The sequence below is a fragment of the Streptomyces sp. NPDC001604 genome, from assembly GCF_042893475.1.
In the GTDB taxonomy this organism is placed as follows: domain Bacteria; phylum Actinomycetota; class Actinomycetes; order Streptomycetales; family Streptomycetaceae; genus Streptomyces.
The window spans coordinates 1-26,157 of sequence record NZ_JBIAUY010000004.1; the positions used below are offsets into that span (position 1 = coordinate 1).

18 protein-coding genes are annotated in these 26,157 nt (G+C 70.4%); 8 read left to right on the forward strand and 10 right to left on the reverse strand.

The window, feature by feature from the left end:
• The first annotated feature begins 415 nt into the window (after positions 1-415).
• Together ACFY1E_RS13095 and ptsP are read left to right on the forward strand one after the other, a co-directional pair.
• Positions 416-865, forward strand: a complete 450-nt coding sequence (locus ACFY1E_RS13095) for a PTS glucose transporter subunit IIA (protein ID WP_389074934.1) — start codon at positions 416-418, stop codon at positions 863-865.
• Positions 866-942: 77 nt separating this feature from the next.
• A complete protein-coding gene (gene ptsP, locus ACFY1E_RS13100) occupies positions 943-2,613 on the forward strand; it encodes a phosphoenolpyruvate--protein phosphotransferase (protein WP_389074936.1) in 1,671 nt (556 codons plus the stop codon).
• Positions 2,614-2,690: 77 nt separating this feature from the next.
• On the opposite strand, the gene ACFY1E_RS13105 is transcribed toward ptsP, so the two are convergent.
• Positions 2,691-3,584 carry a hypothetical protein gene (locus ACFY1E_RS13105; protein ID WP_389074939.1) on the reverse strand — a complete coding sequence of 298 codons (894 nt, stop codon included), beginning with the start codon at positions 3,582-3,584 and terminating at the stop codon, positions 2,691-2,693.
• A 29-nt stretch (positions 3,585-3,613) separates the two neighbouring features.
• Positions 3,614-4,819 carry an MFS transporter gene (locus ACFY1E_RS13110; protein WP_389074942.1) on the reverse strand — a complete coding sequence of 402 codons (1,206 nt, stop codon included), beginning with the start codon at positions 4,817-4,819 and terminating at the stop codon, positions 3,614-3,616.
• Between the two features lie 111 nt (positions 4,820-4,930).
• Here ACFY1E_RS13110 and ACFY1E_RS13115 point away from each other — a divergent pair, with 111 nt between their 5' ends.
• Positions 4,931-6,250 carry an aminotransferase class I/II-fold pyridoxal phosphate-dependent enzyme gene (locus tag ACFY1E_RS13115; protein ID WP_389074944.1) on the forward strand — a complete coding sequence of 440 codons (1,320 nt, stop codon included), beginning with the start codon at positions 4,931-4,933 and terminating at the stop codon, positions 6,248-6,250.
• A 10-nt stretch (positions 6,251-6,260) separates the two neighbouring features.
• Here ACFY1E_RS13115 and ACFY1E_RS13120 read toward each other — a convergent pair whose 3' ends face one another.
• Positions 6,261-8,228: an acetoacetate--CoA ligase gene (locus tag ACFY1E_RS13120; protein ID WP_389074946.1), complete on the reverse strand. Its 1,968-nt coding sequence runs from the start codon at positions 8,226-8,228 to the stop codon at positions 6,261-6,263.
• 212 nt (positions 8,229-8,440) lie between these two features.
• Here ACFY1E_RS13120 and ACFY1E_RS13125 point away from each other — a divergent pair, with 212 nt between their 5' ends.
• Complete coding sequence (locus ACFY1E_RS13125; protein ID WP_389074949.1) at positions 8,441-10,807, forward strand: TIM-barrel domain-containing protein; 2,367 nt, start codon at positions 8,441-8,443, stop codon at positions 10,805-10,807.
• Position 10,808: 1 nt separating this feature from the next.
• On the opposite strand, the gene ACFY1E_RS13130 is transcribed toward ACFY1E_RS13125, so the two are convergent.
• On the reverse strand, positions 10,809-11,345 hold the full coding sequence (locus tag ACFY1E_RS13130) for an NUDIX domain-containing protein (protein ID WP_389074951.1): 537 nt from the start codon (positions 11,343-11,345) through the stop codon (positions 10,809-10,811).
• A gap of 47 nt (positions 11,346-11,392) precedes the next feature.
• Positions 11,393-12,202: a M15 family metallopeptidase gene (locus tag ACFY1E_RS13135; RefSeq protein WP_389074953.1), complete on the reverse strand. Its 810-nt coding sequence runs from the start codon at positions 12,200-12,202 to the stop codon at positions 11,393-11,395.
• Positions 12,203-12,300: 98 nt separating this feature from the next.
• Between ACFY1E_RS13135 and ACFY1E_RS13140 the strand changes: the two genes are divergently transcribed.
• The 4 genes from ACFY1E_RS13140 to glpK all read left to right on the forward strand — a co-directional run bounded on the left by ACFY1E_RS13140 (position 12,301) and on the right by glpK (position 17,702).
• Positions 12,301-12,732, forward strand: a complete 432-nt coding sequence (locus tag ACFY1E_RS13140; protein WP_389076000.1) for a Zn-ribbon domain-containing OB-fold protein — start codon at positions 12,301-12,303, stop codon at positions 12,730-12,732.
• Positions 12,729-13,919, forward strand: coding sequence for a lipid-transfer protein (locus ACFY1E_RS13145; protein ID WP_389074955.1), 1,191 nt, complete (start codon positions 12,729-12,731; stop codon positions 13,917-13,919). Before ACFY1E_RS13140 ends, ACFY1E_RS13145 begins: the two co-directional genes overlap by 4 nt.
• Before the next feature lie 110 nt (positions 13,920-14,029).
• Positions 14,030-15,685 carry a GGDEF domain-containing protein gene (locus ACFY1E_RS13150; protein WP_389074958.1) on the forward strand — a complete coding sequence of 552 codons (1,656 nt, stop codon included), beginning with the start codon at positions 14,030-14,032 and terminating at the stop codon, positions 15,683-15,685.
• 505 nt (positions 15,686-16,190) lie between these two features.
• Complete coding sequence (gene glpK / locus ACFY1E_RS13155; RefSeq protein WP_389074960.1) at positions 16,191-17,702, forward strand: glycerol kinase GlpK; 1,512 nt, start codon at positions 16,191-16,193, stop codon at positions 17,700-17,702.
• A gap of 76 nt (positions 17,703-17,778) precedes the next feature.
• Here glpK and ACFY1E_RS13160 read toward each other — a convergent pair whose 3' ends face one another.
• The 5 genes from ACFY1E_RS13160 to ACFY1E_RS13180 are packed head-to-tail and all read right to left on the reverse strand — an operon-like array spanning position 17,779 to position 25,767.
• Positions 17,779-18,384 carry an ATP/GTP-binding protein gene (locus ACFY1E_RS13160; protein ID WP_123963798.1) on the reverse strand — a complete coding sequence of 202 codons (606 nt, stop codon included), beginning with the start codon at positions 18,382-18,384 and terminating at the stop codon, positions 17,779-17,781.
• A complete protein-coding gene (locus ACFY1E_RS13165; RefSeq protein ID WP_389074963.1) occupies positions 18,365-21,982 on the reverse strand; it encodes a hydantoinase B/oxoprolinase family protein in 3,618 nt (1,205 codons plus the stop codon). Before ACFY1E_RS13165 ends, ACFY1E_RS13160 begins: the two co-directional genes overlap by 20 nt.
• Positions 21,983-22,006: 24 nt before the next feature.
• On the reverse strand, positions 22,007-22,402 hold the full coding sequence (locus ACFY1E_RS13170; RefSeq protein ID WP_389074966.1) for a DUF742 domain-containing protein: 396 nt from the start codon (positions 22,400-22,402) through the stop codon (positions 22,007-22,009).
• A 9-nt stretch (positions 22,403-22,411) separates the two neighbouring features.
• Positions 22,412-22,849, reverse strand: coding sequence for a roadblock/LC7 domain-containing protein (locus ACFY1E_RS13175; protein ID WP_365835428.1), 438 nt, complete (start codon positions 22,847-22,849; stop codon positions 22,412-22,414).
• Positions 22,846-25,767, reverse strand: a complete 2,922-nt coding sequence (locus ACFY1E_RS13180; protein WP_389074968.1) for a nitrate- and nitrite sensing domain-containing protein — start codon at positions 25,765-25,767, stop codon at positions 22,846-22,848. The genes ACFY1E_RS13175 and ACFY1E_RS13180 overlap by 4 nt, the downstream gene beginning before the upstream one ends.
• Positions 25,768-26,157: the final 390 nt, after the last annotated feature.

Sequence of the window (26,157 nt, forward strand, 5' to 3'; positions counted from 1 at the left end):
GGCGTTGATTTTTGGCACGCTGTTGAGTTCTCAAGGAACGGACGCTTCCTTTGTACTCACCCTCTCGGGCTTTCCTCCGGGCGCTTCCCTTCGGTGTTCCAAACTCTATCAGTGTTTTTCCGTACCCCCTGACCACCTCCCTGCAGGCATGCAGAAGGTGACCCCGAGATAGGATCTGACAAGTGTGGGTGCCGCTGAAGCCAGGACGCTCAGTCGCGCCGCTCGGCCTCAAGCAGGAGTACGACTGTACACGCGGCCGGGAAGCAGGGGCAAATCGATGGAGCTGGTGGTCTAGACCACTATCCGGTATCTTCCATGCGGAACCGGCAGTTCATCTGACATACCCTGCTCCACAGTGCGCCGTCCGGCACAGGCAGTGACGGCCCTATGGATCTCCATCTCTGGGAGGCTTCCCATGACCACCGTGACGTCCCCTATTGCAGGACGCGCCATCGGCCTGGCAGCAGTGCCGGATCCAGTCTTCTCCGGGGCCATGGTGGGCCCGGGTACGGCCATCGACCCCGTGCGCGAGCCGTCCGAGGCCGTTGCTCCCGTGGCCGGAGTCATCGTCTCTCTCCATCCGCACGCCTTCGTCGTTGTCGACGAGCACGGGCACGGTGTCCTCACACACCTGGGTATCGACACCGTGCAGCTCAACGGTGACGGCTTCGAACTGCTCGTGAACAAGGGCGACACCGTGACGCGGGGACAGGGCGTGGTGCGCTGGAACCCGGCCGCCGTGGAAGCCGCCGGCAAGTCGGCGGTGTGCCCCATCGTGGCGCTCGAGGCCACTGCCGAGGCTCTCTCCGATCTTCGTGACGATGGTGACGTGAAGGCGGGCGACAGTCTCTTCCTCTGGAAGTGACGTCAGTGCCGTCCTATGACGGCAAGCAGGACAACCACAGCGGCGGCGGGACCCGCCGCACTATCGGAGACGGTGAGATGGAGACAACGCTGCGAGGCGTCGGTGTGAGTCACGGTGTGGCGATCGGCGAGGTTCGGCACATGGGAACAGCGGTGCTGGAGCCGCCTGCCAAGCAGATTCCGGCGGAGGACGCGGAGCGTGAACAGGGGCGCGCCCGCCAGGCCGTGGATGCCGTGGCGGCCGATCTGATGGCGCGCGGCAATCTGGCCGGGGGTGAGGCCCAGGCGGTGCTCGAGGCGCAGGCCATGATGGCGCAGGACCCCGAGCTGATGGCGGACGTCGAACGGCGTATCACCGTCGGGAGCACGGCCGAGCGTGCCGTGTACGACGCTTTCGCCGCGTACCGGGCCTTGCTGGCCGGTGCAGGCGAGTACCTGGCGGGTCGTGTGGCCGACCTGGATGACGTGCGGAATCGTATCGTCGCCCGGCTGCTCGGAGTGCCGATGCCGGGTGTTCCGGACAGCGACGAGCCGTACGTTCTTATTGCACGTGACCTTGCGCCTGCTGACACGGCGCTGCTCGACCCCGCCCTGGTCCTCGGCTTCGTCACCGAGGAGGGTGGGCCGACCAGCCACAGCGCGATTCTTGCGCGGGCGCTCGGTGTTCCGGCCGTGGTGGCGCTGCCGGGTGCCGGTGAGCTGGCCGAGGGCACGGTGATCGCTGTCGACGGCAGTACCGGCGAGATCTTTGTGAACCCGAGCGAGGAGAAGAAGGGACAGCTGGAGGCCGCGGCCGCCGAGCGCAAGGCAGCGCTTGCCGCCTCTACCGGCCCGGGCACCACCTCCGACGGTCACAAGGTGCCGCTGCTGGCCAACGTCGGCGGGCCTGCGGATGTGCCGGCCGCAGTCGAGGCCGGGGCAGAGGGTGTGGGTCTGTTTCGCACTGAGTTCCTCTTCCTGGACGACAGCAAGAACGCCCCGTCGGAGGCGAAGCAGGTCGAGGCGTACCGACAGGTGCTCGAGGCGTTCCCCGAGGGCCGTGTGGTTGTCCGTGTGCTCGACGCCGGCGCGGACAAGCCGCTTGAGTTCCTCACGCCGGCCGACGAGCCCAATCCGGCGCTGGGCGTACGTGGTCTTCGGACGCTGCTCGATCACCCCGAGGTTCTGCGCACCCAGCTGACGGCACTCGCCAAGGCAGCTGAGGGGCTGCCGGTCTACCTCGAGGTCATGGCCCCGATGGTCGCGGACCGTGCCGACGCCAAGGCGTTCGCGGACGCGTGCCGTGAAGCGGGACTGCGGGCGAAGTTCGGCGCCATGGTCGAGATTCCTTCAGCCGCACTGCGGGCTCGGTCGATTCTGCAGGAGGTCGAGTTTCTGTCGCTGGGCACCAACGACCTCGCGCAGTACACGTTCGCGGCCGACCGTCAGGTGGGGGCGGTGTCCCGTCTGCAGGATCCGTGGCAGCCCGCGCTCCTCGACCTGGTGGCGCTGTCCGCGGAGGCGGCGAGGGCCGAGGGCAAGAGCTGTGGTGTCTGTGGTGAGGCGGCGTCGGACCCGCTGCTCGCGTGTGTGCTGACCGGTCTCGGTGTCACCTCCCTCTCCATGGGTGCGGCGTCCATTCCCTATGTGCGGGCCACTCTCGGCAAGTACACGCTGGCCCAGTGCGAGCGTGCGGCCGCGGCGGCGCGGGCCGCGGAGAGCGCTGAGGATGCGCGCAACGCGGCTCAGGCGGTGCTGTCCGGCGAGTAGCCGAGCGACCGTCGGTTGTTGTTTCGCCGGCTGTTCTTGAGGGGCGCTCCACCTGCGGGTGGAGCGCCCCTCTGCTTTCAGTGGCGGTGACCCGGTGTCTGTCCTTCCTCTCCGAGGTCCGGCGGTACGCAGTAGTCGACGTCCGATTCCGGGGAGATGATGTCTCCGGATTCGATGTCGGTGCAGTAGGCGTCGAACACCTCGCCGGCCGTGAGGGGTTCGAGGCCTTCTCCGCGCAGACGCCAGCCGTAGACGCGGTCGGTGGTGCCGGGGGCGCTGGTGCGGATGACAAGTCCGCCCGGGCTCTGGGTGGCGATGCCGAGGGCCAGGACTGTGGTGAATTCGAGTGCTTCGGCTTCGTCGAGTTGGATGCCGCCTTGGCCGTCCTCGTCTGTGTGGAGGACGGAGACGAGTGTCTCGGGTGTTGCCGTGACACTGCAGACGAGGTGGCGGTTGCCTGGCCCTGCTGTGTCGAGGATGCGGACGAGGAGATGGGAGGCGCGTGTGAAGGCGGCGCGGCCGATGTCCTCGCCGCAGGAGGCGCAGGCGCCGAGGCGGGCGAGGAGCGTGGACGCGTACTCCCAGGTGGCCTGTCGGACGGCTTCATCGACAAGGGCGGGGACGAGGTCGGCCAGGGGCTGGCCCTCGTAGGGAAGCACCGGTCCTGTGGTGGCCAGTTCAGCGGTGAAGCGTGTGCGGCTGGACTGGACGTCGGGGTCGAGGCCTGTGTTCCGGCAGAACTCCGCGTACTCCTGCGGGTCGAAGAGGGCCACCGTGGTGTGGCTGCCTTGGGAGGCGCGTGTCTTGAGGAGCGCCTCGACCTGTTGGAGGTAGCTCGTGTGGTTGTCGAAGGTGAAGCTGCGGTAGCGCCGCATGGCGCGGAAGTCGTGCTCGTCGGTCAGCAGGCCGATGGTGCCTGCGATTTCGCGGCGCAGGTCGCGTCGCATGCTCTGGTCGTTGGTGTGCGCCATGTTTCCCCCTGTGCACGGTCGATCAATGCTCACTCACAGTAACCGTCGGCACTGACAATGGCGTCGCAGCGAGGCGATCGCGGATCAGGCGGTGCTGAATCAGGCTGGTCAGGCCGATGATCGCGCCGAAGGTCAACCAGCCGGCCGGGCCGGTGGTGATGGCCGCGGTGACGGCCAGTGGCCCGACGCTGCGTTGGGCGGAGGGCCAGGCCGTGCACGCCGAGGTAGGCGCCCTGCGCGGTGCGGGGAGCGAGCGCCACGGAGAGTTCCCAGGAGATGGTGGCGTGGAGCATCTCGGCCAGGGTGAACGCGGCGGCCGAGGCCGCGAGGAGCAGGGTCGCGGTGACGGCTCTCCCGGTGGCCGAGAGAGCCATGGCAACGCCGCCGAGAGCGAAGACTGCTGACAGCGGGAGGAGAAGCGCGCGGGCGGCCGCAGTGGTGGCCCCGAAGCGGGCCAGGGGGACCTGGAGGGCCACCACCATCACGTTGTTGAGGACCAGCAGCAGGGGCGCGAGCCCGTGCGGTGCGTTGCCCGCGTGGGCGATCCACAGGGGCAGGCCGACCTTGAAGACGGCGTCGTCGAGGAAGAGAACGGTTTCGGTGGCGACGTAGGCGAGGTAGGTGCGGTCGCGCCAGGGATTTGTGCCGGCCGGCTTCGTCGCGGGCGCCCCGGTCTTCGAGGTGGCGACGATGCGGGATGCGGACGGGGGTTCACCGCAGCGCAGGGTGAGGAGGGCGGAGGCGAGGAAGGAGAGTGCGTCGCCGGAAAGGAGCCACTGGTAGGCAGAGGTGGTGCCGAGGGCCAGGGCGGCCGCGGCGGCGAGGCCGCCCAGGGCCCAGCCCGCGTTGGCGATGGTGCGGTGGACGGCCTGGTAGCGGACGCGTCCGGGGCCCGCCACGCGCGTGGCATAGAGCCTGGTGAGGACGCTTGCCGCGCGGTCTCCGAGGCTGCCGACCGCGGAAAAGGCGAGGAGCAGGGCGTAGTCGTGCGTGGTCAGGAGCGCCAGGGAGGCCAGTGCGCGCAGGAGTTGGACGGCGAGCAGAACGCGGGTGAGCGGGAATCGGTCGGCGATGCGGCCCCCGAGGGGCGCTCCGGCGATGCCGATGGCTCCGGCGGTTGCGGCGAGCGTGCCGACCTGGGTGACGGAGAGACCCGAGACGTAGGTGAAGTACAGGACGGAGACGGACGCCCACAACCCGCTGCCGATGCGGTCGACGAGGGCGATGGTGAGCATTCTGCGTCCGTCACGCCCTCCGGGTATGCGGCTCGACCATGCGACTGCGCGGCGCATCGGATGCACTGCTCCCCCTTGCCTTCAGTTATGTACTGGTACATAATTTCCAACGTGGCAACACAATATGGGATCTCTGGTACGACGGCCAAGGGAATTGCGGCGTCCGTCGAACGGGCCGTGGCGGAGGGGTCGTTGCGGCCCGAGGCCACGCTGCCTCCCGTGCGACGGCTCGCGGACGACCTCGGGGTCAGCCCCGGCACCGTCGCCACCGCCTACAAGGAGCTGCGCCGGCGAGGCATCGTCGTCACACGCGGGCGGGGCGGGACCGTGGTGGCTCCGGCTCCCGCGGTGGCGTCACGCCGGCCGCCCAAGGTCCCGCAGGGGCTGCGGGACTTGTCCGGCGGACATCCGGATCCCGCCCTCTTGCCCGCTCTCGTACCGCCGTCACGGCTGTCGCCCGGTGCCCGGTCGCACCGTTCGACGCCGAGGCTGGCGCGGCTGGAGGACGCCGCGCGTGACTGGATGGGGGCCGATGGGGTCCCCGTGGAGCATGTGACCTTCGCGCATGGGGCGTTGGATCTGATCGGCCGGCTGCTGTCCGTGGAGTTGCGGCCCGGCGACGCCGTGGCGATGGAGGACCCGGGGTATCACCATCTGCTGGACCTGATCACCGCGTTGGGGCTGCGCATCGTGCCGGTGGCCGTGGACGACGAGGGTGTGCGGCCCGAGGCCCTGCGGGTGGCGCTGCGGGCGGGTGTGCGGGCTGTGGTGTGCAGTCCTCGGGCGCAGAATCCGTACGGCGGCTGCTTCTCCGTGGCACGCCGGGACGCGCTCGTGGACGTGCTCCAGGACGAGCCGGACGTACTGGTCGTCGAGAACGACCACGCGTCCTCCGTCGCCGGCGCGCCCCTCCACTCGCTGACCGGAGGCGGATTGACGCGCTGGGTGCATGTGCGCACGGTGAGCAAGTTCCTCGGGACCGATCTGCGGTGGGCGGCAGCTGCGTGTGACGCGACCACCCTGGCCCGCCACGACGGGCGATTGCTGCTGACCTCCGGCTGGGTCAGTCACCTCCTCCAGGAGACCGTGCACGGGTTGCTGACCGACGCGGCCACGCGCGCGTTGGTGGCGCGTGCCGAGGAGATGTACGAAGAGCGCCGTGGCGCCCTCCTGCGAGAGCTGGACGATCGTGGCATTCCGGCGTGCGGGGCCAGCGGGATGAACCTGTGGGTGCCCGTGCAGGACGAGTCGGCCGTGGTGAACGGGCTGCGCTCGTACGGTTGGTGGGTTGCCGCCGGGGCCCGGTTCCGGTCGTCGTCACCCCCGGGGGTGCGGATCTCCGTGGCCGACCTGGAGCCGGCCGACGCGGCGCGGCTGGCCTCGGACTTCGCTGCCGTGCTCGGCGAGTCCGAGGCCACCTACGGCGGTTGAGCCGCCCGTGTCAGGCGCGTTTGCGGGCGAGGTCCTCGTAGAAGTGCAGCAGATCCAGGTTGTCGATGGAGCCCGGGTTGACGGCCTTTTCCAGCGGGGTGCCCTGGAGGAGGCGCTTGACGGGGACCTCGATGCGCTTTCCGGTGAGGGTGTGCGGAATGCCGGGGACCTCGATGATCTCGTCGGGGACATGGCGCGGTGAGAGCTGTTCGCGGATGGTCTGCTTGATGCGGGCCAGCAGGGCATCGTCCAGGGTGGCGCCGGGAACGAGGTGCACGAAGAGGGGCATCCAGTAGCCGCCGTCGGGCTGTTCGATGCCGATGACGAGGGATTCCCTGATCTCGGGAATGCGCTCGACGGCTTCGTAGATGTCGGCCGACCCCATGCGCACGCCCTGGCGGTTCAGGGTGGAGTCGGAGCGGCCGTGGATGACGACCGAGCCACGGGAGGTGACGGTGATCCAGTCGCCGTGGCGCCATACACCGGGGTAGGTGTCGAAGTAGCTGTCGTGGTAGCGGCTGCCGTCGGGGTCGTTCCAGAAGCGGATCGGCATCGACGGCATGGGGTTGGTGACCACGAGCTCGCCGACCTCGTCGATCACGGGCTTGCCGGCCGGATCCCAGGACTGCAGATCGGTGCCGAGGCCGGGTGCCTGAAGCTCTCCGATGTACACCGGGAGGGTCGGTACAGCTCCTGCGAAGCAGGAGCACACGTCCGTGCCGCCGCTGACGGATGCGATCCACAGATCGTCGCGCACCTCGTCGTGCAGCCAGCGGAATCCGTCGGGCGGCAGTGGGGATCCGGTGGTGGCGACGCACTGCACCTTAGAGAGGTCGAAGTCGCGGGCCGGGTGGACGCCGGCCTTGCGGCAGGCCATGACGTACGCCGCCGAGGTGCCGTAGAGGGTGGCTCCGGTCCGTTCGGCGATGCGCCATTGGGCGCCCGTGTCCGGGAAGCCGGGGCTGCCGTCGTAGAGCACGATCGTCGTTCCGGTGAGGAGGCCGGAGACGAGGAAGTTCCACATCATCCAGCCGGTCGAGGTGTACCAGAAGAAACGGTCCTCCGGGCCCAGGTCGCAGTGCAGGCCGAGCTGTTTGAGGTGCTCGATCAGGATGCCGCCCTGGGACTGGACGATCGCCTTGGGCAGGCCGGTGGTGCCCGAGGAATAAAGCACCCAGAGGGGGTGGTCGAAGGGCACCTGCTCGAAGACCGGCTCCACGTCCGCGCCGGTCAGGGCGGACCAGTCCAGGGCACCTGCGGGAGGCTCCGTCCCGAGAAGGGGGATGTGGACGACGGCACGCAGCGTGGGCAGTTCGTGGCGCAGCTCGGCGACGATGTCGCGGCGGTCGTGCTCCTTGCCGCCGTAGCGGTAGCCGTCGACGGTGAACAGGACGACCGGTTCGACCTGCTGGAAGCGGTCCAGGACGCTGCGGGCGCCGAAGTCGGGGGCGCAGGAGGTCCAGACGCCGCCCACGGCGGCGGTGGCGAGCAGGGCGACGACGGCCTGCGGGATGTTCGGGAGGTAGCCGCTGACGCGGTCTCCGGGGCGTACGCCGAGGGCGCGCAGTTCGGCGGCCAGGGAACCGACCTGGCGGCGCAGCTCGGACCAGGTCACCGGGCGCGGCTCGTGTGTCTCGTCGACATGCAGGAGGGCCGGTTCGTCCGCGCGGGTGGCGGCCGCGCGCAGGGCGTGCTCGGCGTAGTTGAGAGTCGCCCCGGGGAACCACTGGGCGCCCGGCATCGAGCGGTCACCGAGTACGCGCGCGTAGGGTGTCGAAAACCGTACGTCGAACCACTGGGTGACGGCTTTCCAGAACGTGTCCAGTTCGTCGACGGACCAGCGGTGCAGTGCCGCGTAGCCGCCCTCGGCGGGAGCGCCGTGCTGCTCGGCCGCCCAGGCCTGGAACTTTGTGACCTGCGCCTGGGCGATGCGCTCAGGATCTGGCTGCCAGAGCGGCTGTGGGTTCACGGTCGACATGGGCGGCTCCCGGACTGTGCGCGTCGTATGCGTCGGTCGCGCACGGGCTGGGGTGTGCGCGTGACGCGGCTGACACGGACGATGCCATGTGATCGACTTCTGCACCAGGGCGCGCCCCACATAGTCGGCGTCGTGAAGATGTGGTCCCGGCACGGGTGAACGGCAGTTGAACGACACGCGCGCGTGGGGCGGTCAATGGCAGGGTGAGCAGCATGGACGGTCGTGACCTGGTGCGTTCGATAAGGGTGGTCGGTTCGGTGAGGTCGGCCCAGGGGTTGCGTACCGTGAGGGCGGCGTGGCGCAGGAGGCGTGCCGACGCCTCCGCGCTGCCGTCGCGAGGTGCCCAGCGCGCGCGGGTGCCCGGGCCCGTGCAGGAGGTGGAGCCCGGTCCGGGCGGTGGCATCGTCCGGTTCAGCCGGTCCGAGCTGCGCATCTTCGTCGCGGTGAACGGAGCGGTCTTCTGGGGCTGGGACGGGGCCTCTCCCGAGCCGTCGTACGCGCTCGCGGGCCGCTGTCCGGAGCCGGATCCGCGGGCGGTCCTGGAGCCGGACAAGGACGGCGGCTGGCGGGTCGTGGCCGAGCGGGTGACGGTGGTCGTCTCGCGGCACGGCGCGATCGAGGTGCTCACGCCCGGAGGCGTGCCCCTGCGCCGTGATCTGCCGCCCCGTTGGTGGGAGCCGGTCGGTGGCGGTACCGCACGCTGGATGCAGCGTTCGGAGGTGGCCGCGGACGCGCGGTTCTTCGGACTCGGCGGGCGGGCGTCGGGCCCGCGGCTGCGCGAAGGAACGTACCGCCTGTGGAACACGGACCCGGGGCGCGCGTTCGGCCCCGAAGAGGATCCGCTGTACCTCACGATGCCGGTTCAGCTGGTGGTGGCCGACGCGGCGACGCATCTGGTGTTCCACGACACCTCGTGGGACGGCACGGTGACGCTGCGCGAGGGCGAGGAGGGTGCCGGGTCCGGGCACGACCGGGCGGGGACGTGCGAGCTGCGGATGGACGGCGGCCCGCTGCGCTGCTGGGTGGTCGTGGGCACCCCCGCGCGCGTGTTGCTCACCTGGGCGTCGCTGACGGGCGCGCCTGCGCTTCCGCCGGCGTGGGCGCTGGGTCATCACCACGCGCGCTGGGGCTTCGGCAGTGAGCAGGAGGTGCGGCGGATCGTCTCCGGTTACCAGGAGCGCGGGCTGCCGCTCGACGCCGTCCATCTGGACATCGACCACTACGACGAGCACCAGGTGTTCACGGTCGACCACGAGAACTTTCCGAAGCTGCCGGTGCTGGCCGAGGAGCTGCGCCGGGACGGGATCCGGCTGGTGTCGATCGTCGACGCTGCGGTCAAGGCCGCGGAGGACAACGCGGTGTACGACAGCGGGGTCGCCGTGGACGCCTTTGTGCGGGACGCTTCGGGGCGGATCGTGCGCGGCGTCGTGTGGCCCGGAGAGGCGGTCTTCCCGGATTTCACGCACGCGCGCGTGCGTGAGTGGTGGGGCGGTCTGTACGAGGAGCGGCTCGCCCAGGGGTTCTCGGGTTTCTGGCACGACATGAACGAGCCCACTTCGTTCGCCGCCTTCGGGGAGTCGACGCTGCCGCGTTCGGCCAGGCACTCGCTGGAAGGGCGCGGCGGAGACCATCGGGAGGCGCACAACGTCTACGCGTTGTGCATGGCCCGGGCTGCCTATGAGGGGCTGCGCGAACTGGCTCCCGCGGAACGGCCGTTCATCTTCTCGCGTTCCGGTTGGGCCGGCCTGCAGCGCTACGGGGGAACGTGGTCCGGTGACGTGGCCACGGGCTGGCCCGGGCTGCGGGCCTCACTGTCGCTGGTCATGGGGCTGGGGCTGTGCGGAGTGCCGTATTCGGGGCCGGACGTGGGCGGTTTCGACGGGAGCCCGTCGCCGGAGCTGTATCTGCGCTGGCTCCAGCTGGGCGCGTACCTGCCGCTGTTCCGCACGCACGCGAGCCTGCGGGCGGGGCGCCGGGAGCCCTGGGAGTTCGGTGCCGAAGTGCTGGAGCACGCGCGCGTGGCGCTCGTCGAACGCCGGCGGCTGCTGCCGTACTTCATGACGCTCGCGCATCTGGCCCGGCGCACCGGAGCACCCTATGTACGGCCGCTGTGGTGGGCGGCGCCCGAGGACCGTGCGCTGCGCGACTGCGAGGACGCGTTCCTGCTGGGCGACTGTCTGCTGGTGGCGCCGGTGCTCGACCCCGGAGCGGACCGGCGGGCGGTGCACCTGCCCCGGGGGCGCTGGTACGACACGGTGACGGAGCAGGTGTACGAGGGGCCGGGGCAGGCGCTCCTCGACGCCCCCTTGTCGCGGATTCCGGTGCTCGCGCGCGCGGGTGCGGTCGTCCCCGTGCGCGGGGACGACGGCGGGCTGGAGCTGGAGGTCTGGGCGCCCGCCCGGGGACGGAGCGGGGGCGGGCTGGTGGTGCAGGACGCGGGTGACGGATGGGACGAGCCGGAACTGGAGCGCTACGTCGCCCGTTGGACGAGACGGCGGCTCATCGTCGAGCGCCAGGGCGAGGGCGGCACGAGCGAGCCGCCCTACCCGGTGCGTGTGCGAGGCCTGAAGGAGGGCTGACTCAGACGTACCGGCCCTCGAACCAGGCCCGTACGGCGAGCGTGTGCAGGGGGAAGGCGAGCTCCTCCGGCCTGCGCAGGAGGTGCCAGCCCTCCGTCTCGTCGGTGGCCGTGGACTGCGGGAGGCCTTCGGCCGGGCGCTCCGGAAGGAGCCCGAACAGCAGCAGGTGCCCGTCGGGTGAGCTCATGGCGTCGACGAGCCGCACATCGCGCCCGGCTGCGTCGATGCCGGTCTCTTCCTTGAGCTCGCGGACGACGGCCTGCCGCCAGTCCTCGCGGTCGTCGATGTAGCCGCCGGGCAACGCGATGCCTCCGCGCGCGGGGGCGACGGTTCGGGTGATGACGACCAGGGCGGTGCCCTTCGTGTCGTACACGGGCTGGAGCGCGATGGCCACCGGCAGGGGGTTGCGGTAGGCCACCGCGTGGCAGGTCGGGCAGGTGCGGGGCCAGCCGGAGACGCCCTCTCCATAGGGCGCTCCGCAGCTCGAACAGTGGGAGTCGGGCGCGGAGTTGGGGGTGGAGGCATGAGTTTCGGACACGAAGCGGAATGTATCCGATCAACTGACGAACGTCTTCGGGGGGCGGCTCAGTTGCCGCTGGTGAGCGACTTCCAGGAGACGGGGAAGTCGAAGTAGGTGTCCGGGTAGGGCTCGGGCTTGTACGTGTAGTGCCACCACTCCTCGGCGAGGTTCACGAATCCGAGCCCCTCCAGGGTGGTCTTGAGGAGCAGCCGGTTGGCGCGCTGTTCGCCCTGGACACGCGGGTCGAGGGTGTGGGCGAGGGTGTCGAAGCAGTCGAAGCCGGTGCCCATGTCGACGGAGTTGTCGGGGAAGCGCTCGTCCTTGGGGGCGTAGCAGGGCACCAGGGGTTGTCCTGGGTGGTACGGCCGGGTCGGTTCGGCAGGGAGCTTCACGAGGGTGAGGTCCATGGTCGATCCCCGGCTGTGGCCGGATTTCTTCGCAATGTAACCGTCCTCGAACAGACGGGTCTTGTCGACGTTCGGATAGAACTCGCTCTTCATCGCCTGGTCGTCGAGGTCCTCGGCCCAGCGCACGAAGTGGTTCACGGCGCGCTGCGGCCGGTAGCAGTCGTAGACCTTGAGGGTGTAGCCCTTGCGCAGCAGCCTGATCTGGGCCTTGTGGAGTGCCTCGGCGGCCGGCCGGGTGAGGAGGCAGATCGGCTGCCGGTAGCCGTCGATGCGCTCGCCGACGAAGTTGTGCGGGGTGAAGTAGCGCATCTCCTGGATGATCGTCGGGTCCACGGTTCTCAGGGCCACGAAGTCCTTCGGCGCCTTGGGCTCCGTCGCGGCCCGGGTGGGGGCGGAGGCGACGGTAACGGCCAGCGCGGCGGCGAGTGCGGTGACCAGACCGCGTACTGCACGGGAGAGACGTGTCATGTCTCCTGCCCTGCCCAATTCCGGATGCCCGTGACACACTTCTGACGTTCCGTCAGATCGTACGCCAGGGAGGGGCTTTGTCTCGTACACGCATGCCCGTGGTCGACGGCTGGTTCACCGGCGACGGGGACGGGGACGGCTTCAGGCTCCTCGGCACCCGCTGCGCATCGTGCGGTTCGGTGTTCTTCCCCCGCGAAGACACTCACTGCCGGAATCCGGGATGCGCGGGCGGAGCTCTTGAGGAGGTGCCGCTGTCCCGGCGCGGGCGCGTCTGGTCGTACACCGACAGCCGATATCGGCCACCGTCACCCTATGTGACCAATCCGGAACTTCCGTGGGAACCGTACGCGTTGATCGCTGTGGAGCTGGAGTCCGAGCGGATCGTGGTGCTGGGGCAGGCGGCTCCCGGGGTCACCGTCGCCGATCTGACGGTGGGCATGGAGGTGGAGGTCGTCCCGGGGGTGCTCCATGAGGACGCGGAGACGGTCTGGACGACCTGGCACTGGCGGCCGACGGGGGTGAGGGCATGACAGGTGAGGTGGCGGTGCTCGGCGCGGGCATGCACCCGTGGGGCAAGTGGGGGCGCAGCTTCGTCGAGTACGGGACTGCGGCGGCCCGTGCGGCGCTGGCCGACGCCGGACTGGACTGGCGGGACATCGGCTCGGTGGTCGGCGCCGACACCGTGCGGGGCGGATATCCGGGCTATGTGGCCGGTGCGACCTTCGCGAAGGCTCTGGGCTGGCAGGGGGCCAGAGTGACGAGTGTGTACGCGGCGTGCGCGTCCGGGGCGCAGGCCGTCAGCACCGCCCGGGCGCAGATCCTTTCGGGTCTCGCGGACGTGGTCCTCGTGGTGGGCGCCGACGCGGCGCCCAAGGGGTTCTTCCGGCCGGCGGGAGGCGACCGGCCCGACGATCCGGACTGGCTGCGCTTCCGGGTGCTGGGGGCGACGAATCCGACGTACTTCGGGTTGTACGCGCGCCGCCGCATGGCCGTGCACGGCGACACCGTGGAGGACTTCGCCCAGGTCAAGGTGAAGAACTCGGCCCTGGGTGCGCTCAATCCCAATGCGCGCTACCGCAAGCGGGTCACCGCCGAGGAGGTCGCCGCCTCGGCGGTGGTCGCCGATCCACTGCGGCTGCTCGACATCTGCGCGACGTCGGACGGAGGCGCGGCTCTGGTGCTGTCGAGCATGGACTTCGCACATCGGCGCGGAGTGAGCCGGCCGGTGCGGATACGGGCCGTGTCCACGGTGACGCCGCGCTACCCCAACACGGTCCTGGATCTGCCGGACATCGCGACGGACTCCGCGCTGGCGGTGGAGCCGGCCGCCGACTCGTTCCGCGCGTCGATCGCGGGGGCGGCCTACGAGGAGGCGGGCCTCGGACCCGAGGACCTCTCCCTCGCGGAGGTCTACGACCTGTCCACGGCCCTGGAGCTGCAGTGGTACGAGGATCTGGGGCTGTGCGACCAGGGCGAAGGCGCAAAGCTGCTGCGGGAGGGGGCGACGGCCCTGGGCGGGCGAATACCGGTGAACGTGAGCGGCGGGCTGGCCTCCTTCGGAGAGGCGGTTCCCGCTCAGGCGATTGCCCAGGTGTGCGAGTTGACCTGGCAGTTGAGGCAGCAGGCGGGTGAGCGGCAGGTCGCGGGGGCGCGGGTGGGCATCACGGCGAACCAGGGGTTGTTCGGACACGGGTCGGCGGTCGTCGCGCTGCGGTAGGCGACTGCCGGGCAAGCCCTTTCTCCTACGCTGCGTGATCGTCCAGGAATGCTGCGTGAACGTCTCATGAACTGGGCCAGGGCGTGCGCCGGTGGAGCCATCATGCTCCCGTGCACTCCTGGACGGATACTCTCCGCTTCGCCTTCCAGCCCGTGGTCAACCTGACCACCGGAGGGGTCGCAGGGCTGGAGATACTCGCCCGCCCGGAGACCGGCGACATCCTGGCCGAGGCCCGTCGAGACCCCGAACTGGACGGTCGGCTGGCGGTGTTGGCGGTCCGGGCGGCGGCCGGCAAGGAGACGCTGCTGCCGCTGCACGTCAACGTGTTCGCGGGCACCCTGGCCGACCTCGGCGGCCTCACCCCGCTGCACACCGCCGTGCGGGAGGCTGGACGGCTGCCGTGGGAGGTGACGATCGACATCGGGCCGCCGTACACGCACGTCCCGCAGCAGGCGCTGCTGGAGGCGGTGGGCGCGCTGCGGGTGCAGGGCTTCCGGATCAGTGCCGACGGCATCGGGGACGGGGACGTACCGCTGCGGCTGCTCACCGACATGGGGCCCGACCTGGTGAAGCTGGATGCGTCGCTGCTGGCGCGACCGGCGGCGGTCAGGGCGATGCGGACACTGTGCGAGCAGTTGGGAGCGCTCCTGTCCGTCGAGGGGGTCGAGACGGAACTGCAGTGCGCGGCAGCGGTCTCGGCCGGGGCCCAGCTGGCGCAGGGCGAGCTGTTCGCACCGCCGGCCCGGCTACCCGCGGCGGACGTATACGTTCCGCCCCGCTCCCCCGGCGCCTTGACGGTCCCGAGGTCGGGGCCGCCTTCGGTGCTGGAATTCCTACGGCCCGCCGCGCTGCTGCCGGCCACCGCGTCGGCCGGTCAGGTACGGGCACTGCTGACCGGGTCTCCCGAGGTGTCGGGCGTGCTGCTCGTGGACGCGCACGGGAGGCCCGTCCGGTCGGTGCACCGCTCACGCTTCCTGCTGTCGATGTCGGGGCGCTACGGACATGCGCTGTACGCCGACCGGCCGGCCGCAAAGCTCGGGGACGTGCCGCGGACGGTGGGCGTCGACGCCACCGCCTGGGAGGTCCTGGACGTGGTGGCCGTCGGCGACCGCGGCCGCACCTCGGACGATGTGGCGGTGGTGGACCGGACCGGGCGGTGCGTGGGTGTCGTACGGCTCGCGGACCTCGTGCGGGCACTGGCCGAGAGCCGGGTCGAGGAGGCGGTCGGCCTCAATCCGCTCACCCGGCTGCCCGGCTCGGACGCGATCACGGGCGAGGTGGACCGTTGCATCGCGGACGGCCGGCCGTTCGCTTTGAGCTGGCTGGATGTGGACCACTTCAAGCAGGTCAACGACGGGGCCGGGTTCGCGGCAGGGAACGAGCTGATCCGCTCGGTGGGGCGGGCGCTGCAACACGCGGCGTCCGGGAGCACTCGCGTCGGCCACATCGGCGGGGACGACTTCCTGGTGCTCGCCGAACCGGAGTGGCTGGATCCGCTGGCCGCCTCGGTGCTGGACGCGCCCTGGTCGGCCGGTGGGCGTCCCGTCACGTTGTCCCTGGCCACGGTCGTGTGCCCGCCGGGCAGTGTGACGGACCACCGGCAGGCCGCCGCGTGTCTGGCGCCGCTGAAGAAGGCTGCGAAATCGCTGCACGGAGCGAGTTGGGTGCTGGGCCGGGCGGGCCTGCCGGGCCACGAGATCCGGCGCGGCTCGGGGACCGCGCCCGCCCAGGCCGGGTGCGCGGTGGCGGAACCCGGCCTAGGCTGATCGTCGTACATACCGACCGACCGTCTCTCCTTCGCTCGGGCACAACGGCGGCTGTCACCGTTGCCGTCGGCGACCTTGACGCTCTGTGGGCGCCGGTGAACACTTCCGGTGTCAGTCGACATCGCCGTACATACACGGTGTATCCAGGCACGCGCCGCGCGGGCCCCGCCTGAAGACAGGCCCGTTCCCCCACGGGCGATTCGGCTGCGACGGCACGCTCGTCACGGACGCCGGGCGGGGCGCGGGAGCTTTCCTGCCTTCGGCTGAAGTCGCCACGGGAAAACGCACCCTGCACCGAGGACCGGGGTCGATCACCCCGGGACAGGGCCTAGGAGCCGCCATGAGCAACGCAGACACCCACGGCGAAGGCCGCAGCACGTGGAACCCGGTGGTCGGAACCGCTGATCGGCGGGGTGCTTTCCGGGCTCATCGGCACAGCAGCCCTCTGATTCACAGCAGCCTTCTGCTCAAAGCAGCCTTCTGAAGGAACGACGAAGGGGACGTCATGACGGACAAGTTCGTCGCCGCTATCGACCAGGGCACCACCTCCAGCCGCTGCATCGTGTTCAACCAGGACGGTGCGATCGTCGCTGTCGACCAGCGCGAACACCGCCAGATCTTCCCGAAGCCGGGCTGGGTGGAGCACGACGCCACGGAGATCTGGTCCAAGGTGCAGGCGGTGGTCGCCGGAGCGATCGCCAAAGCCGGGCTGCGCGCCGACCAGCTCAGCGCACTCGGCATCACCAACCAGCGCGAGACCACGGTCCTGTGGGACCGCGCGACGGGCAAGCCCGTGCACAACGCCATCGTGTGGCAGGACACCCGCACCGCGGCGCTGACCAACCAGCTCGGCGGCTCGGACGGCCAGGACCGTTTCCGCGAGCAGACCGGACTGCCGCTGGCCACCTACTTCTCCGGTCCCAAGGCCGCCTGGCTGCTGGACAACGTGCCCGGGCTCAGGGCCCGTGCCGAGAACGGCGAGATCGCCTTCGGCACCATCGACTCCTGGCTCATCTGGAACCTGACGGGCGGCACCGAGGGTGGTCAGCACGTCACGGACGTCACCAACGCCGGGCGCACCATGCTGATGAACCTGGAAACCCTCCAGTGGGACCCGTCCATCCTCTCCGCGATGAACATCCCCGAAGCCGTCCTCCCCGAGATCAGGTCCTCGGCCGAGGTGTACGGCACCGCCGTCGGCCAGCTGGCCGGGGTGCCGGTCGCCTCGGCCCTCGGCGACCAGCAGGCGGCCGTGTTCGGGCAGGCCTGTTATGACGTGGGCACGGCGAAGAACACCTACGGCACGGGCAGCTTCCTGCTGCTGAACACCGGCAACCGGCCGGTGGCGTCGAAGAGCGGGCTGCTGACGACCATGGGCTACAAGATCGGCAGTGAGGCGCCGGTCTACTGCCTGGAGGGGTCGATAGCCATCACTGGTGCCCTCGTGCAATGGTTCCGCGACCAGCTGGGCATCATCCGTACCGCCGACGAGATCGAGCCCCTGGCGGCGAGTGTCGAGGACAACGGCGGAGCGTACATCGTGCCCGCCTTCTCCGGCCTGTTCGCGCCGTACTGGCGCTCCGACGCGCGCGGTGTCATCACCGGTCTGACCCGCTACGTCACCAAGGCCCACCTCGCCCGGGCCGTGCTCGAAGCGACGAGCTGGCAGACGCGCGAGGTCGTGGACGCCATGTACCAGGACTCCGGGGTGCACATCACCACCCTGAAGGTGGACGGCGGCATGACCAAGAACAACCTGCTCATGCAGCACCAGGCGGACGTCCTCGACGTCCCGGTGGTCCGCCCGAAGGTCTCCGAGACGACCTGTCTCGGCGCCGCGTACGCGGCCGGGCTCGCCACCGGCGTGTGGAACGACCTCGACGAGCTGAAGTCCCACTGGCAGAAGGACGTCGAGTGGACGCCCGCCATGGAGGCCTCCGTACGGGACCGCCAGTACCACAACTGGCGCAAGGCCGTGGAGAAGAGCTTCGCCTGGGAGGAGGACGGCGAGAACTAGGCCCACGCGCGCGTGCGTGAGCCCTTCGGCTGCGGCCCGTACCCCGGTCGGCGGGGGTACGGGCCGCGCTCCTGGTTCAGGTGGTGACGGTCTGGCGGCGGTCGGCCGCGTACGCCATGGCGTGCTGGACCACGCCGATGAGGACCTCCTTGACGGACTCGCGGTCGCGGGCGTCGCACAGCACGAGCGGTACGTCCTCGTCCAGGTCGAGGGCCTGGCGGACGTCGTCAGCGGGGTATCGTGCCGAGCCCTCGAAGCAGTTGACACCGACGAGGAAGGGTATGGAGCGCCGCTCGAAGTAGTCGACGGCGGCGAAGCAGTCCTCCAGGCGGCGGGTGTCGGCGAGCACGACGGCTCCGAGGGCGCCCTCGGAGAGCTCGTCCCACATGAACCAGAACCGTTCCTGTCCGGGCGTGCCGAACAGGTACAGCACCAGGTCCTCACGGAGGGTGATGCGGCCGAAGTCCATGGCCACGGTGGTGGTGTGCTTGCCCTCCACCCCGCTCGTGTCGTCGACGGGCCGTCCGGCCTCGGTGAGCAGTTCCTCGGTGCGCAGCGGCCTGATCTCGCTGACCGCGCCGACGAGGGTGGTCTTGCCCACGCCGAAGCCGCCGGCCACCAGGATCTTGAGCGTGACGGGCTCGACCGGAGGCTTCCCGCGCTCAGAACGCCCGAAGATCATCGATCTCTTCTCCTGCTTGCTGGGGGTGGGACGGCGGCGGTCCGTAGCCTCCGCCGCCGGGGGTTTCGATGACGAGCACGTCGCCGGGGCCGACGTCGGCCGAGTCGCTTCCGCCGAGCTGGGTGACCGTGCCGTCCGCATGCTCCACCCGGTTGGCGCCCAGCGCACCGGGCCTGCCGCCCGCCATGCCGTAGGGCGGGACCCTGCGGTGCTGGGACAGCGTGGAGACCGTCATGGGCTCATGGAAGCGGATGCGGCGCACCGCGCCGTCCCCGCCGGGCCACCGGCCGGAGCCGCCGCTGCCGTACCGGACGGCGAACTCGTCGAGCTGCACGGGCAGCCGCCACTCCAGGACCTCGGGGTCGGTGAGCCGTGAGTTGGTCATGTGGGTCTGCACGACGGGCGCGCCGGGGAAGCCCTCGCCCGCGCCGGAGCCGGAGGCCACGGTCTCGTAGTACTGGTGCCGCTCGTTCCCGAAGGTGACGTTGTTCATGGTTCCGGAGCCCTCGGCCTGCACGCCGAGGGCTGCGTAGAGGGCGCCGGTGATGGCCTGGGAGGTCTCGACGTTGCCTGCGACCACTGCGGCCGGCGGCTCGGGCGCGAGCATGGAGCCGGCCGGGACGACGATGTCGAGGGGGCGCAGACAACCGTCGTTGAGCGGGATGTCGTCGGCTACAAGGGTGCGGAACACGTAAAGGACGGCCGCGTTGACCACGGCGAAGGGGGCGTTGAAGTTGCTCGCCAGCTGGGGGGAGGTACCGGTGAAGTCGACGGTCGCGCGGCGGTTTTCGCGGTCCACGCGCACGCGTACGCGGATGACGGCCCCCGAGTCGGTCTCGTAGGCGTACTCGCCGTCGTCCAGGGCGTCGACGACCCGTCGTACGGCCTCCTCGGCGTTGTCCTGGACGTGCTTCATGTAGGCCTGCACCACGTCGAGGCCGAAGTTCTCGATCATGCGGGCGACTTCGTCGACGCCTTTCTGGTTGGCGGCGATCTGGGCGCGCAGGTCGGCGAGGTTGGTCCTGGGGTTTCGCGAGGGGTAGGGCGCGCTCGTGAGCAGGCCGAGGGTCTCCTCCTCGCGGAAGCGGCCGTTCTCGGCGAGGAGCCAGTTGTCGAAGAGGATGCCTTCTTCGTCGATGGTGCGGCTGTTGGCCGGCATGGAGCCCGGGGCGATGCCGCCGATCTCGGCGTGGTGGCCGCGCGAGGCGACGTAGAAAAGGATTCGGTCACCCTGCGTGCTGAACACGGGGGTGATCACCGTGACGTCCGGCAGGTGGGTGCCGCCGTGGTACGGGTCGTTGACGGCGTAGGTGTCGCCGGGCCGCATCGAGGTTTTCCGGCGCCGGATGACCTCCTTGACGCTGGTGCCCATGGACCCCAGGTGGACGGGGATGTGCGGCGCGTTGGCCACCAGGTTTCCGTCCGGATCGAAGAGGGCGCAGGAGAAGTCGAGCCGCTCCTTGATGTTGACGGACTGGGCGGTGGACTCCAGCCGGGCGCCCATCTGTTCGGCGATCGACATGAAGAGGTTGTTGAAGACTTCAAGGAGAACCGGATCAGCTTTTGTGTCGAGCTCGGAACTCTCCGTAATCACCGCACGTTCCATGACCAGATGCCCGTCGTCTCGTGCCACGGCCTGCCAGCCGTCGTCGACGACGGTCGTCGCACTGGCCTCGGTGATGATCGCGGGGCCGGAGACGGTTTCGCCGGGAGGGAGGTCCTCGCGGCGGTGGAGGGGGACGTCGCGCCAGGCGCCGCCGGTGTGCAGGCGCACGGTGTCCGGGGCGGCGCTGCGGCCTTCGTACGGGGCGAGGGCGGAGAGATCGGGGGGTTCTGTGATGCCGGTGGCTTCGACGGAGAGGGCTTCGACCACGATCGGGCGGTCGAGCGTGAAGGAGTACGTGGCGCGATGACGTTCTTCGAAGGTGTGACGCATCGTGTCGGGCTCGTTCAGCTCGACGGTGAGGGTGGTGTCGGTGCCGTCGTAGCGCAGCTGTGCGCGACGGGTGACCTGGATGCGGTCCTCGGGGACGTCCTCGGCGAGGAGTTCCGCGCGGGCCGCTCCCTCCAGGTCGGCGGCCGTCTTGAGGACGGCGGGCATGGAGGCGGGCTCCAGGGGTGCCTCGACGGACTGTTCGCGCATGGCGGTGGTGTCCGCGAGTCCGATGCCGAGCGCGGACAGGACGCCCGCCATGGGTGGTACGAGGACGGTGCGGATGCCGAGCGAGTCGGCGACCTTGCACGCGTGCTGACCTCCCGCGCCGCCGAAGGTGGTGAGGGCGTAGCGGGTGACGTCGTGGCCCTTCTGCACGGAGATCCGCTTGACGGCGTTGGCGATGTTGGCGACGGCGATCTGCAGGTAGCCCTCGGCGACCTGCTCGGGGGTGCGGTCGTCACCGGTCCTGGTGCGGATCTCGCGGGCGAGGGCGGTGAAGCGGTCGCGGACGAGCGCCGCGTCGAGGGGCTGGTCGCCGTCCGGCCCGAACACCTTGGGAAAGTGGGCGGGCTGGATCCGCCCCAGCATGACGTTGGCATCGGTGACGGCGAGCGGACCGCCGCCGCGGTAGCAGGCGGGCCCCGGGTCCGCGCCCGCCGAGTCCGGCCCTACGCGGTAGCGGGAGCCGTCGAAGTGGAGGATCGAACCGCCACCGGCTGCGACGGTGTGGATGTCCAGCATCGGCGCACGCAACCGGACGCCGGCGATCTGTGTGGTGAAGACGCGCTCGTACTCGCCCGCGTAGTGCGAGACATCGGTGGAGGTGCCACCCATGTCGAAGCCGATGACGCGGTCGAAGCCGGCCAGCTGCGACATCCGGGCCATGCCGACGATGCCTCCGGCCGGTCCGGAGAGGATGGCGTCCTTGCCGCGGAACTGCCCGGCTTCGGCGAGCCCGCCGTTGGACTGCATGAACATCAGCCGTACGCCGTGGAGTTCGTCGGCGACGTGCTGGACGTAGCGGCGCAGGACGGGCGACAGGTAGGCGTCGACGACCGCGGTGTCCCCGCGCGGCACGAGCTTCATCAGCGGGCTGACCTCGCTGGACAGCGAGATCTGCGGAAATCCGACGCGTGCGGCCAGCTCCCCCACGGCCTGCTCGTGGGCGGGGTGCAGATGGCTGTGCATGCAGACGACGGCCACGGCGCGGATGCCCTCGTCGTACGCCTCCTGGAGGGGGCCGCGGAGGGCGTCCAGGTCGGGGGCGCGCAGGACGGTGCCGTCCGCGGCGATCCGCTCGTCGACCTCCACGACCCGCTCGTGGAGCAGTTCGGGGAGGTCGATGCGGCGGGCGAAGATGTGCGGACGGTTCTGGTAGGCGATGCGCAGCGCGTCACGGAAGCCCCGGGTGACGACGAGCAGTGTGCGTTCGCCCTTGCGTTCCAGCAGCGCGTTGGTGGCGACCGTCGTCCCCATCCGGACGGCCTCGATGGCGTCCTGGGAGCCGCCCAGCAGTTCGCGTACGCCCGCGACCGCCGCGTCGGAGTAGCGCGCCGGGTTCTCCGACAGCAGCTTGTGCGTCAGCAGGCGGCCGTCCGGGCGCCGCGCGACGATGTCGGTGAACGTGCCGCCGCGGTCGATCCAGAACTGCCAGCCTGTCACGTCAGTACCCCGCTTCCGCGCCGCTCACAGTGCCCGGAGGCCGTTGATCACGTCGCGCAGAATACTCTCGTCGGGCAGTTCGGCAGGGGGCACCGGCCGCGTCACATGGACGAATTCCCTGGCGACGAGGTCACCGACGAGGACGCGCACCACTCCGATCGGCAGATCGAGTCCGGCGGCGAGCTCGGCGACCGACTGTGGGGTGTCACGGCACAGGTCGACGATGTCCACGTGTTCCGGGGACAGTGTCGCGTCGGCGTCCGGATCGTCCGCATGAGGCTCCGTGACGACCACCGCGATCAGGTCGAGGCGGTGCTGGCCCACACTGGTCGTGCGGCCGCGCGTCATCGCGTACGGACGGACGACCGGACCGGCTTCGTCGTCGAACCAGTGGCTTCTTCCCTGACCGTCAGCGCTCATGACATCCCACTACCCGCCTGCGGGCAGATCGGTGCGCGGAGCGGCCCCCAGATGCACACCGACCCTCTTGACGAGGAGCGTCATCTCATAGGCGACCTGGCCGACGTCCGAGTCGGCGTCCGAGAGGACGGCCAGGCAGCTGCCGTCGCCGGCGGCCGTCACGAAGAGAAAGGCGTCGTCCAGCTCGACGACGGTCTGCCGGACGTTGCCGGCCTCGAAGTGCCGGCCCACACCCTTGGCCAGGCTGTGGAATCCGGAGGCGACGGCGGCGAGGTGCTCGCTGTCCTCCCGGGTCAGGTCCTTGGACACGCCGGTCGGCAGGCCGTCGCCGGAGAGCACGAGGGCTTTGCGGATGCTCGCCACCCGGTCCACCAGGTCGTCCAGGAGCCAGTTGAGCTCCCCGGTCTTGCCGGTGTCGGTGTGGCCGCTCGCCTTCGGTGCGGTCATCGACCGTCCCCCTTTGTCGTTCGTTGTGGTGCTGTGCCGCTGTGGGCGTCGTCGCCCGCGGCGTTCTCGTCACGGCCGCGCTGCCAGCCGCGCTGGAGCGAGGCCATACGGCTGCGTACCTCGTCGGCGTCCCGCTCGACGAGCTCCGGGCCGTCCTCCGTGCGCCGCTGGGCACTCTGCTTGAGCTGTGGAGCCAGGTTGGCCTGCCGTACGCGCCGGGGCAGGGGGCCGGCGCCGGGGCCTGGCTCCTGCGGTGCGGCGCCGGGGCGCGGGCCGACGGTGTCCCGGCCGCCCGGTGTGATCGCTCTGGGGCGGCTGTGCATGGGGAGGGTGGGGGGCTGCGGGCTCCCGCCGCGGCCCCCTGGCTCGGACTTCGCGGATGCGGGGCGCTCGGCAGGCCGGTCGGCCCCACCGGTGCCCGGGCGCAGCGGTGAGGCACCGCGCCGGCGGGTCGGCAGCGGAGGCGCGGACTCCTCGCCGGACCGGCCCGGGCCCCGCCCGGTCGGCGGCTGTTCGGCCCGGCGGCGGGAGGGCAATGGCGCGGGGGCTTCCGGCTCGGAGCGTCCGGAACCCGTCGGCGGCTCGTCGGCAGGGTCCTCTCGCCACGGCCGCTGCTCGGTGACCGGGCGTCCGTGCGAGCTGACCAACTTGGGCGTGCGGCGGCGGGGCAGCGGGACGGGCGCACCCATGTCGTCGTCGGCGTCGCCGCGGGCCGGTTCGCGGGGCTCGGGCTCGCCGTGGAGCGAGCCGCCGGTGGTCTCGTCCTGTGCGAGCCCGAGGGAGCGGCGCGGGCGGAAGAGCCCGCCGCGTTCGCTGTCCTCGTCGTCGAGCGCGCCGGGGAAGTCCTCGATGGCGTCGAGGTCGACCGGTGCCTCCAGTTCGACCGGGCCGTCAAGGAGCCCGGCGGGCAGACCGGGAAGCTGTGCCGACGTCCGGGAGAGCGCGTTGCCCGGCCGGTCCTCCAGCTCGGCCTCCTTCGAGTGGTGGGGCCGGTCGAGACGGAAGCCGATGCCGTTGGTGTCCGGGACGTCGTCCGTCAGCAGCGCGTCGGGGACGAACAGCACCGCGGTGGTGCCGCCGTACGGGGACGGCTGCAGGGAGACTCGGACGTTCTGCCGCTGGGCGAGCCGGCTGACCACGAACAGTCCGAGGCGGTCGGTGTCGGACAGTTCGAACTCCGGTGTCTCGGCGAGCCGGAGGTTGGCGTCCAGAAGGGCGTCGGCCGTCATGCCGAGGCCGCGGTCGTGGATCTCCAGGGTGAAGCCGTTGGCGACCCGTTCGCCCAGGACCTGCACGGCCGTGTGCGGTGGAGAGAACACCGTGGCGTTCTCCAGGAGTTCCGCCACGAGATGGGTGAGGTCGGCGACGGCCGGACCGGTGACGGCGATCCGCGGCAGGCGGCGGACCTCGATGCGTTCGTAGTCCTCGACCTCGGCGACGGCGGCCCGGACGACGTCCATGAGCTGGACGGGCTTGCGCCACTGCCGGGAGGGGGCGGCGCCGGAGAGGATCACGAGGCCCTCGGCGTGCCGTCGCATACGGGTGGTCAGATGGTCGAGGCGGAACAGGTCGGCGAGCTCGTCGGTGTCCTCGGTCCGGCGTTCCATGGTGTCCAGCAGGGTGAGCTGCTTGTGCAGCAGAACCTGGCTGCGGCGAGCGAGGTTGACGAACACCTCGGAGACGCCGGCGCGCAGTTCGGCCTGTTTGACGGCGGCCTCGACGGCGGCACGCTGCAGGGTGTTGAGGGCCTGACCGACCTCGCCGATCTCGTTCTTGTCGTACTCCAGGCGGGGAACCTCGGTCTCCACGTCGACCTGTTCGCCCGCGGACAGGCGACGCATGACGCTCGGCAGCCGCACACCGGACGCCTCGTGGGCCTCCAGGCGCAGTTGACGGAGGTCGCGGATGAGAGTGCGGCCGATGCGCGCCGAGACCACCAGCGAGAGGACCACGGCAACCAGGCCCAGGACGCCGGCGACGGCCGCCTTGAGGATGACGTTCATCGCGACCGGTTTCACCCGGTCCTGCAGTCGGTCGCCGGCCTGGTCGTCGAGGGTGGCGAGTGCGTTCAGGGCGCTGTCCGCGTCGGCGTCCCAGCTCTTGGCGCTGACCGAACGGGGCGTACCGGCGCCGGAGTCGATGACGGACCGCTCGGCCGAGCGCAGGGGGGCGGTGGCTGCGTTCTTCCAGAACCGGTCGTAGCGTGCACGCTCGGCCGACGGCAGCACCGGCAGACTGATGTCGTACAACTGGGTGCGCTGCGCGACGAGGTCGGAGACCTCGCGGACCTCCTCCCGGGTGAGCGTGCCGACGACCAGGGAGGAGCCGAGCAGGGCGTCCTCCCTGGAGAGGAGTTCGCGGGCGCGGGAGATGTTGACCAGCGCGCGGGCCTGCCGGTCGATCTCCACGTTGTCGACCGCGTCGAGGGCGGCCAGGAAGGCGTAGCAGGGGTCCACAAGGCGGTTGTAGAGGTGGAGGGCCTCGGCGCGGGTCACCGTGCCCTGCTCGGCGCTGCTGCGCAGGGAGTCGAGGCCGTTGAAGGCGTCCAGGACGGCGGTGAGGCGTTCGTCGTCGCCCGCGTTCAGTCCGTCGCGGACGTCGGGGTCGTTTGCATTCTTGCGGACCTTGGCGATGGCCTCGTCGGAGGCGCGGCGGGTGGTGCGAAGCGCGGCGAGCGCGTCGGAAGCCCGCGGGTCGGCGAGATAGACGAGGGTCTGTCGGCGTTCCTGCTGGAGTACGCGGACGGTGTCCTCGATGGGATAGCCCATGTCCTTGACGGCCGTGGACACCTGGAAAAGCTGAGTGACCGCCCGTCCCGTGAGTACCGTGGCGAATCCCCAGATCGCGGTGAGGGACACCAGCGGCACGAGAAGCAGCGCCACGATCTTCCGGCGGATCGACTTCCCGCGAAAGCGCATGGCCTCCCCCAGCTCGACCCCCTCCGGCCGGGGGTACACATGTGCGTCAACAAACGGCGCGAGCCTACTACCGACGCACAGATAACTCGAAGACCCGTCCGGAGGCTGAACTTCCGCACTGGCTCGGTGAGATGGGGAGTTGTCCGGGCATTGCGGGAGATTGCCGCCCGGGTTCGCGTGGGGACCGCCCGTACGGAACCGGTCGGTGTGGGCGGTCAGTTGGCCAGAATTTTTCGTTTCCCGGGAATCTTCGGAGCACGTCGTTCGTCCTTCTCTTCGGGAAATGGGGGCGGAATCGGCCACACGAGCCGCATCCCGCAACCGGGCGGCGTAAAACAGCGCAAGCCGGGCAGCCACAGGGGAGCCGTGTGTTCGGACACGGACGGGGGT

What these genes read in the sequence shown, in the direction of transcription:
- ACFY1E_RS13095 (WP_389074934.1), top strand. Translation starts at nt 416, where the DNA reads ATGACCACCGTGACGTCCCCTATTGCAGGACGCGCCATCGGCCTGGCA.
- ptsP (WP_389074936.1), top strand. Translation starts at nt 943, where the DNA reads ATGGAGACAACGCTGCGAGGCGTCGGTGTGAGTCACGGTGTGGCGATC.
- ACFY1E_RS13105 (WP_389074939.1), bottom strand. Translation starts at nt 3,584, where the DNA reads ATGGCGCACACCAACGACCAGAGCATGCGACGCGACCTGCGCCGCGAA.
- ACFY1E_RS13110 (WP_389074942.1), bottom strand. Translation starts at nt 4,819, where the DNA reads ATGCTCACCATCGCCCTCGTCGACCGCATCGGCAGCGGGTTGTGGGCG.
- ACFY1E_RS13120 (WP_389074946.1), bottom strand. Translation starts at nt 8,228, where the DNA reads ATGTCGACCGTGAACCCACAGCCGCTCTGGCAGCCAGATCCTGAGCGC.
- ACFY1E_RS13125 (WP_389074949.1), top strand. Translation starts at nt 8,441, where the DNA reads ATGGACGGTCGTGACCTGGTGCGTTCGATAAGGGTGGTCGGTTCGGTG.
- ACFY1E_RS13135 (WP_389074953.1), bottom strand. Translation starts at nt 12,202, where the DNA reads ATGACACGTCTCTCCCGTGCAGTACGCGGTCTGGTCACCGCACTCGCC.
- ACFY1E_RS13145 (WP_389074955.1), top strand. Translation starts at nt 12,729, where the DNA reads ATGACAGGTGAGGTGGCGGTGCTCGGCGCGGGCATGCACCCGTGGGGC.
- glpK (WP_389074960.1), top strand. Translation starts at nt 16,191, where the DNA reads ATGACGGACAAGTTCGTCGCCGCTATCGACCAGGGCACCACCTCCAGC.
- ACFY1E_RS13160 (WP_123963798.1), bottom strand. Translation starts at nt 18,384, where the DNA reads ATGATCTTCGGGCGTTCTGAGCGCGGGAAGCCTCCGGTCGAGCCCGTC.
- ACFY1E_RS13170 (WP_389074966.1), bottom strand. Translation starts at nt 22,402, where the DNA reads ATGAGCGCTGACGGTCAGGGAAGAAGCCACTGGTTCGACGACGAAGCC.
- ACFY1E_RS13175 (WP_365835428.1), bottom strand. Translation starts at nt 22,849, where the DNA reads ATGACCGCACCGAAGGCGAGCGGCCACACCGACACCGGCAAGACCGGG.
- ACFY1E_RS13180 (WP_389074968.1), bottom strand. Translation starts at nt 25,767, where the DNA reads ATGCGCTTTCGCGGGAAGTCGATCCGCCGGAAGATCGTGGCGCTGCTT.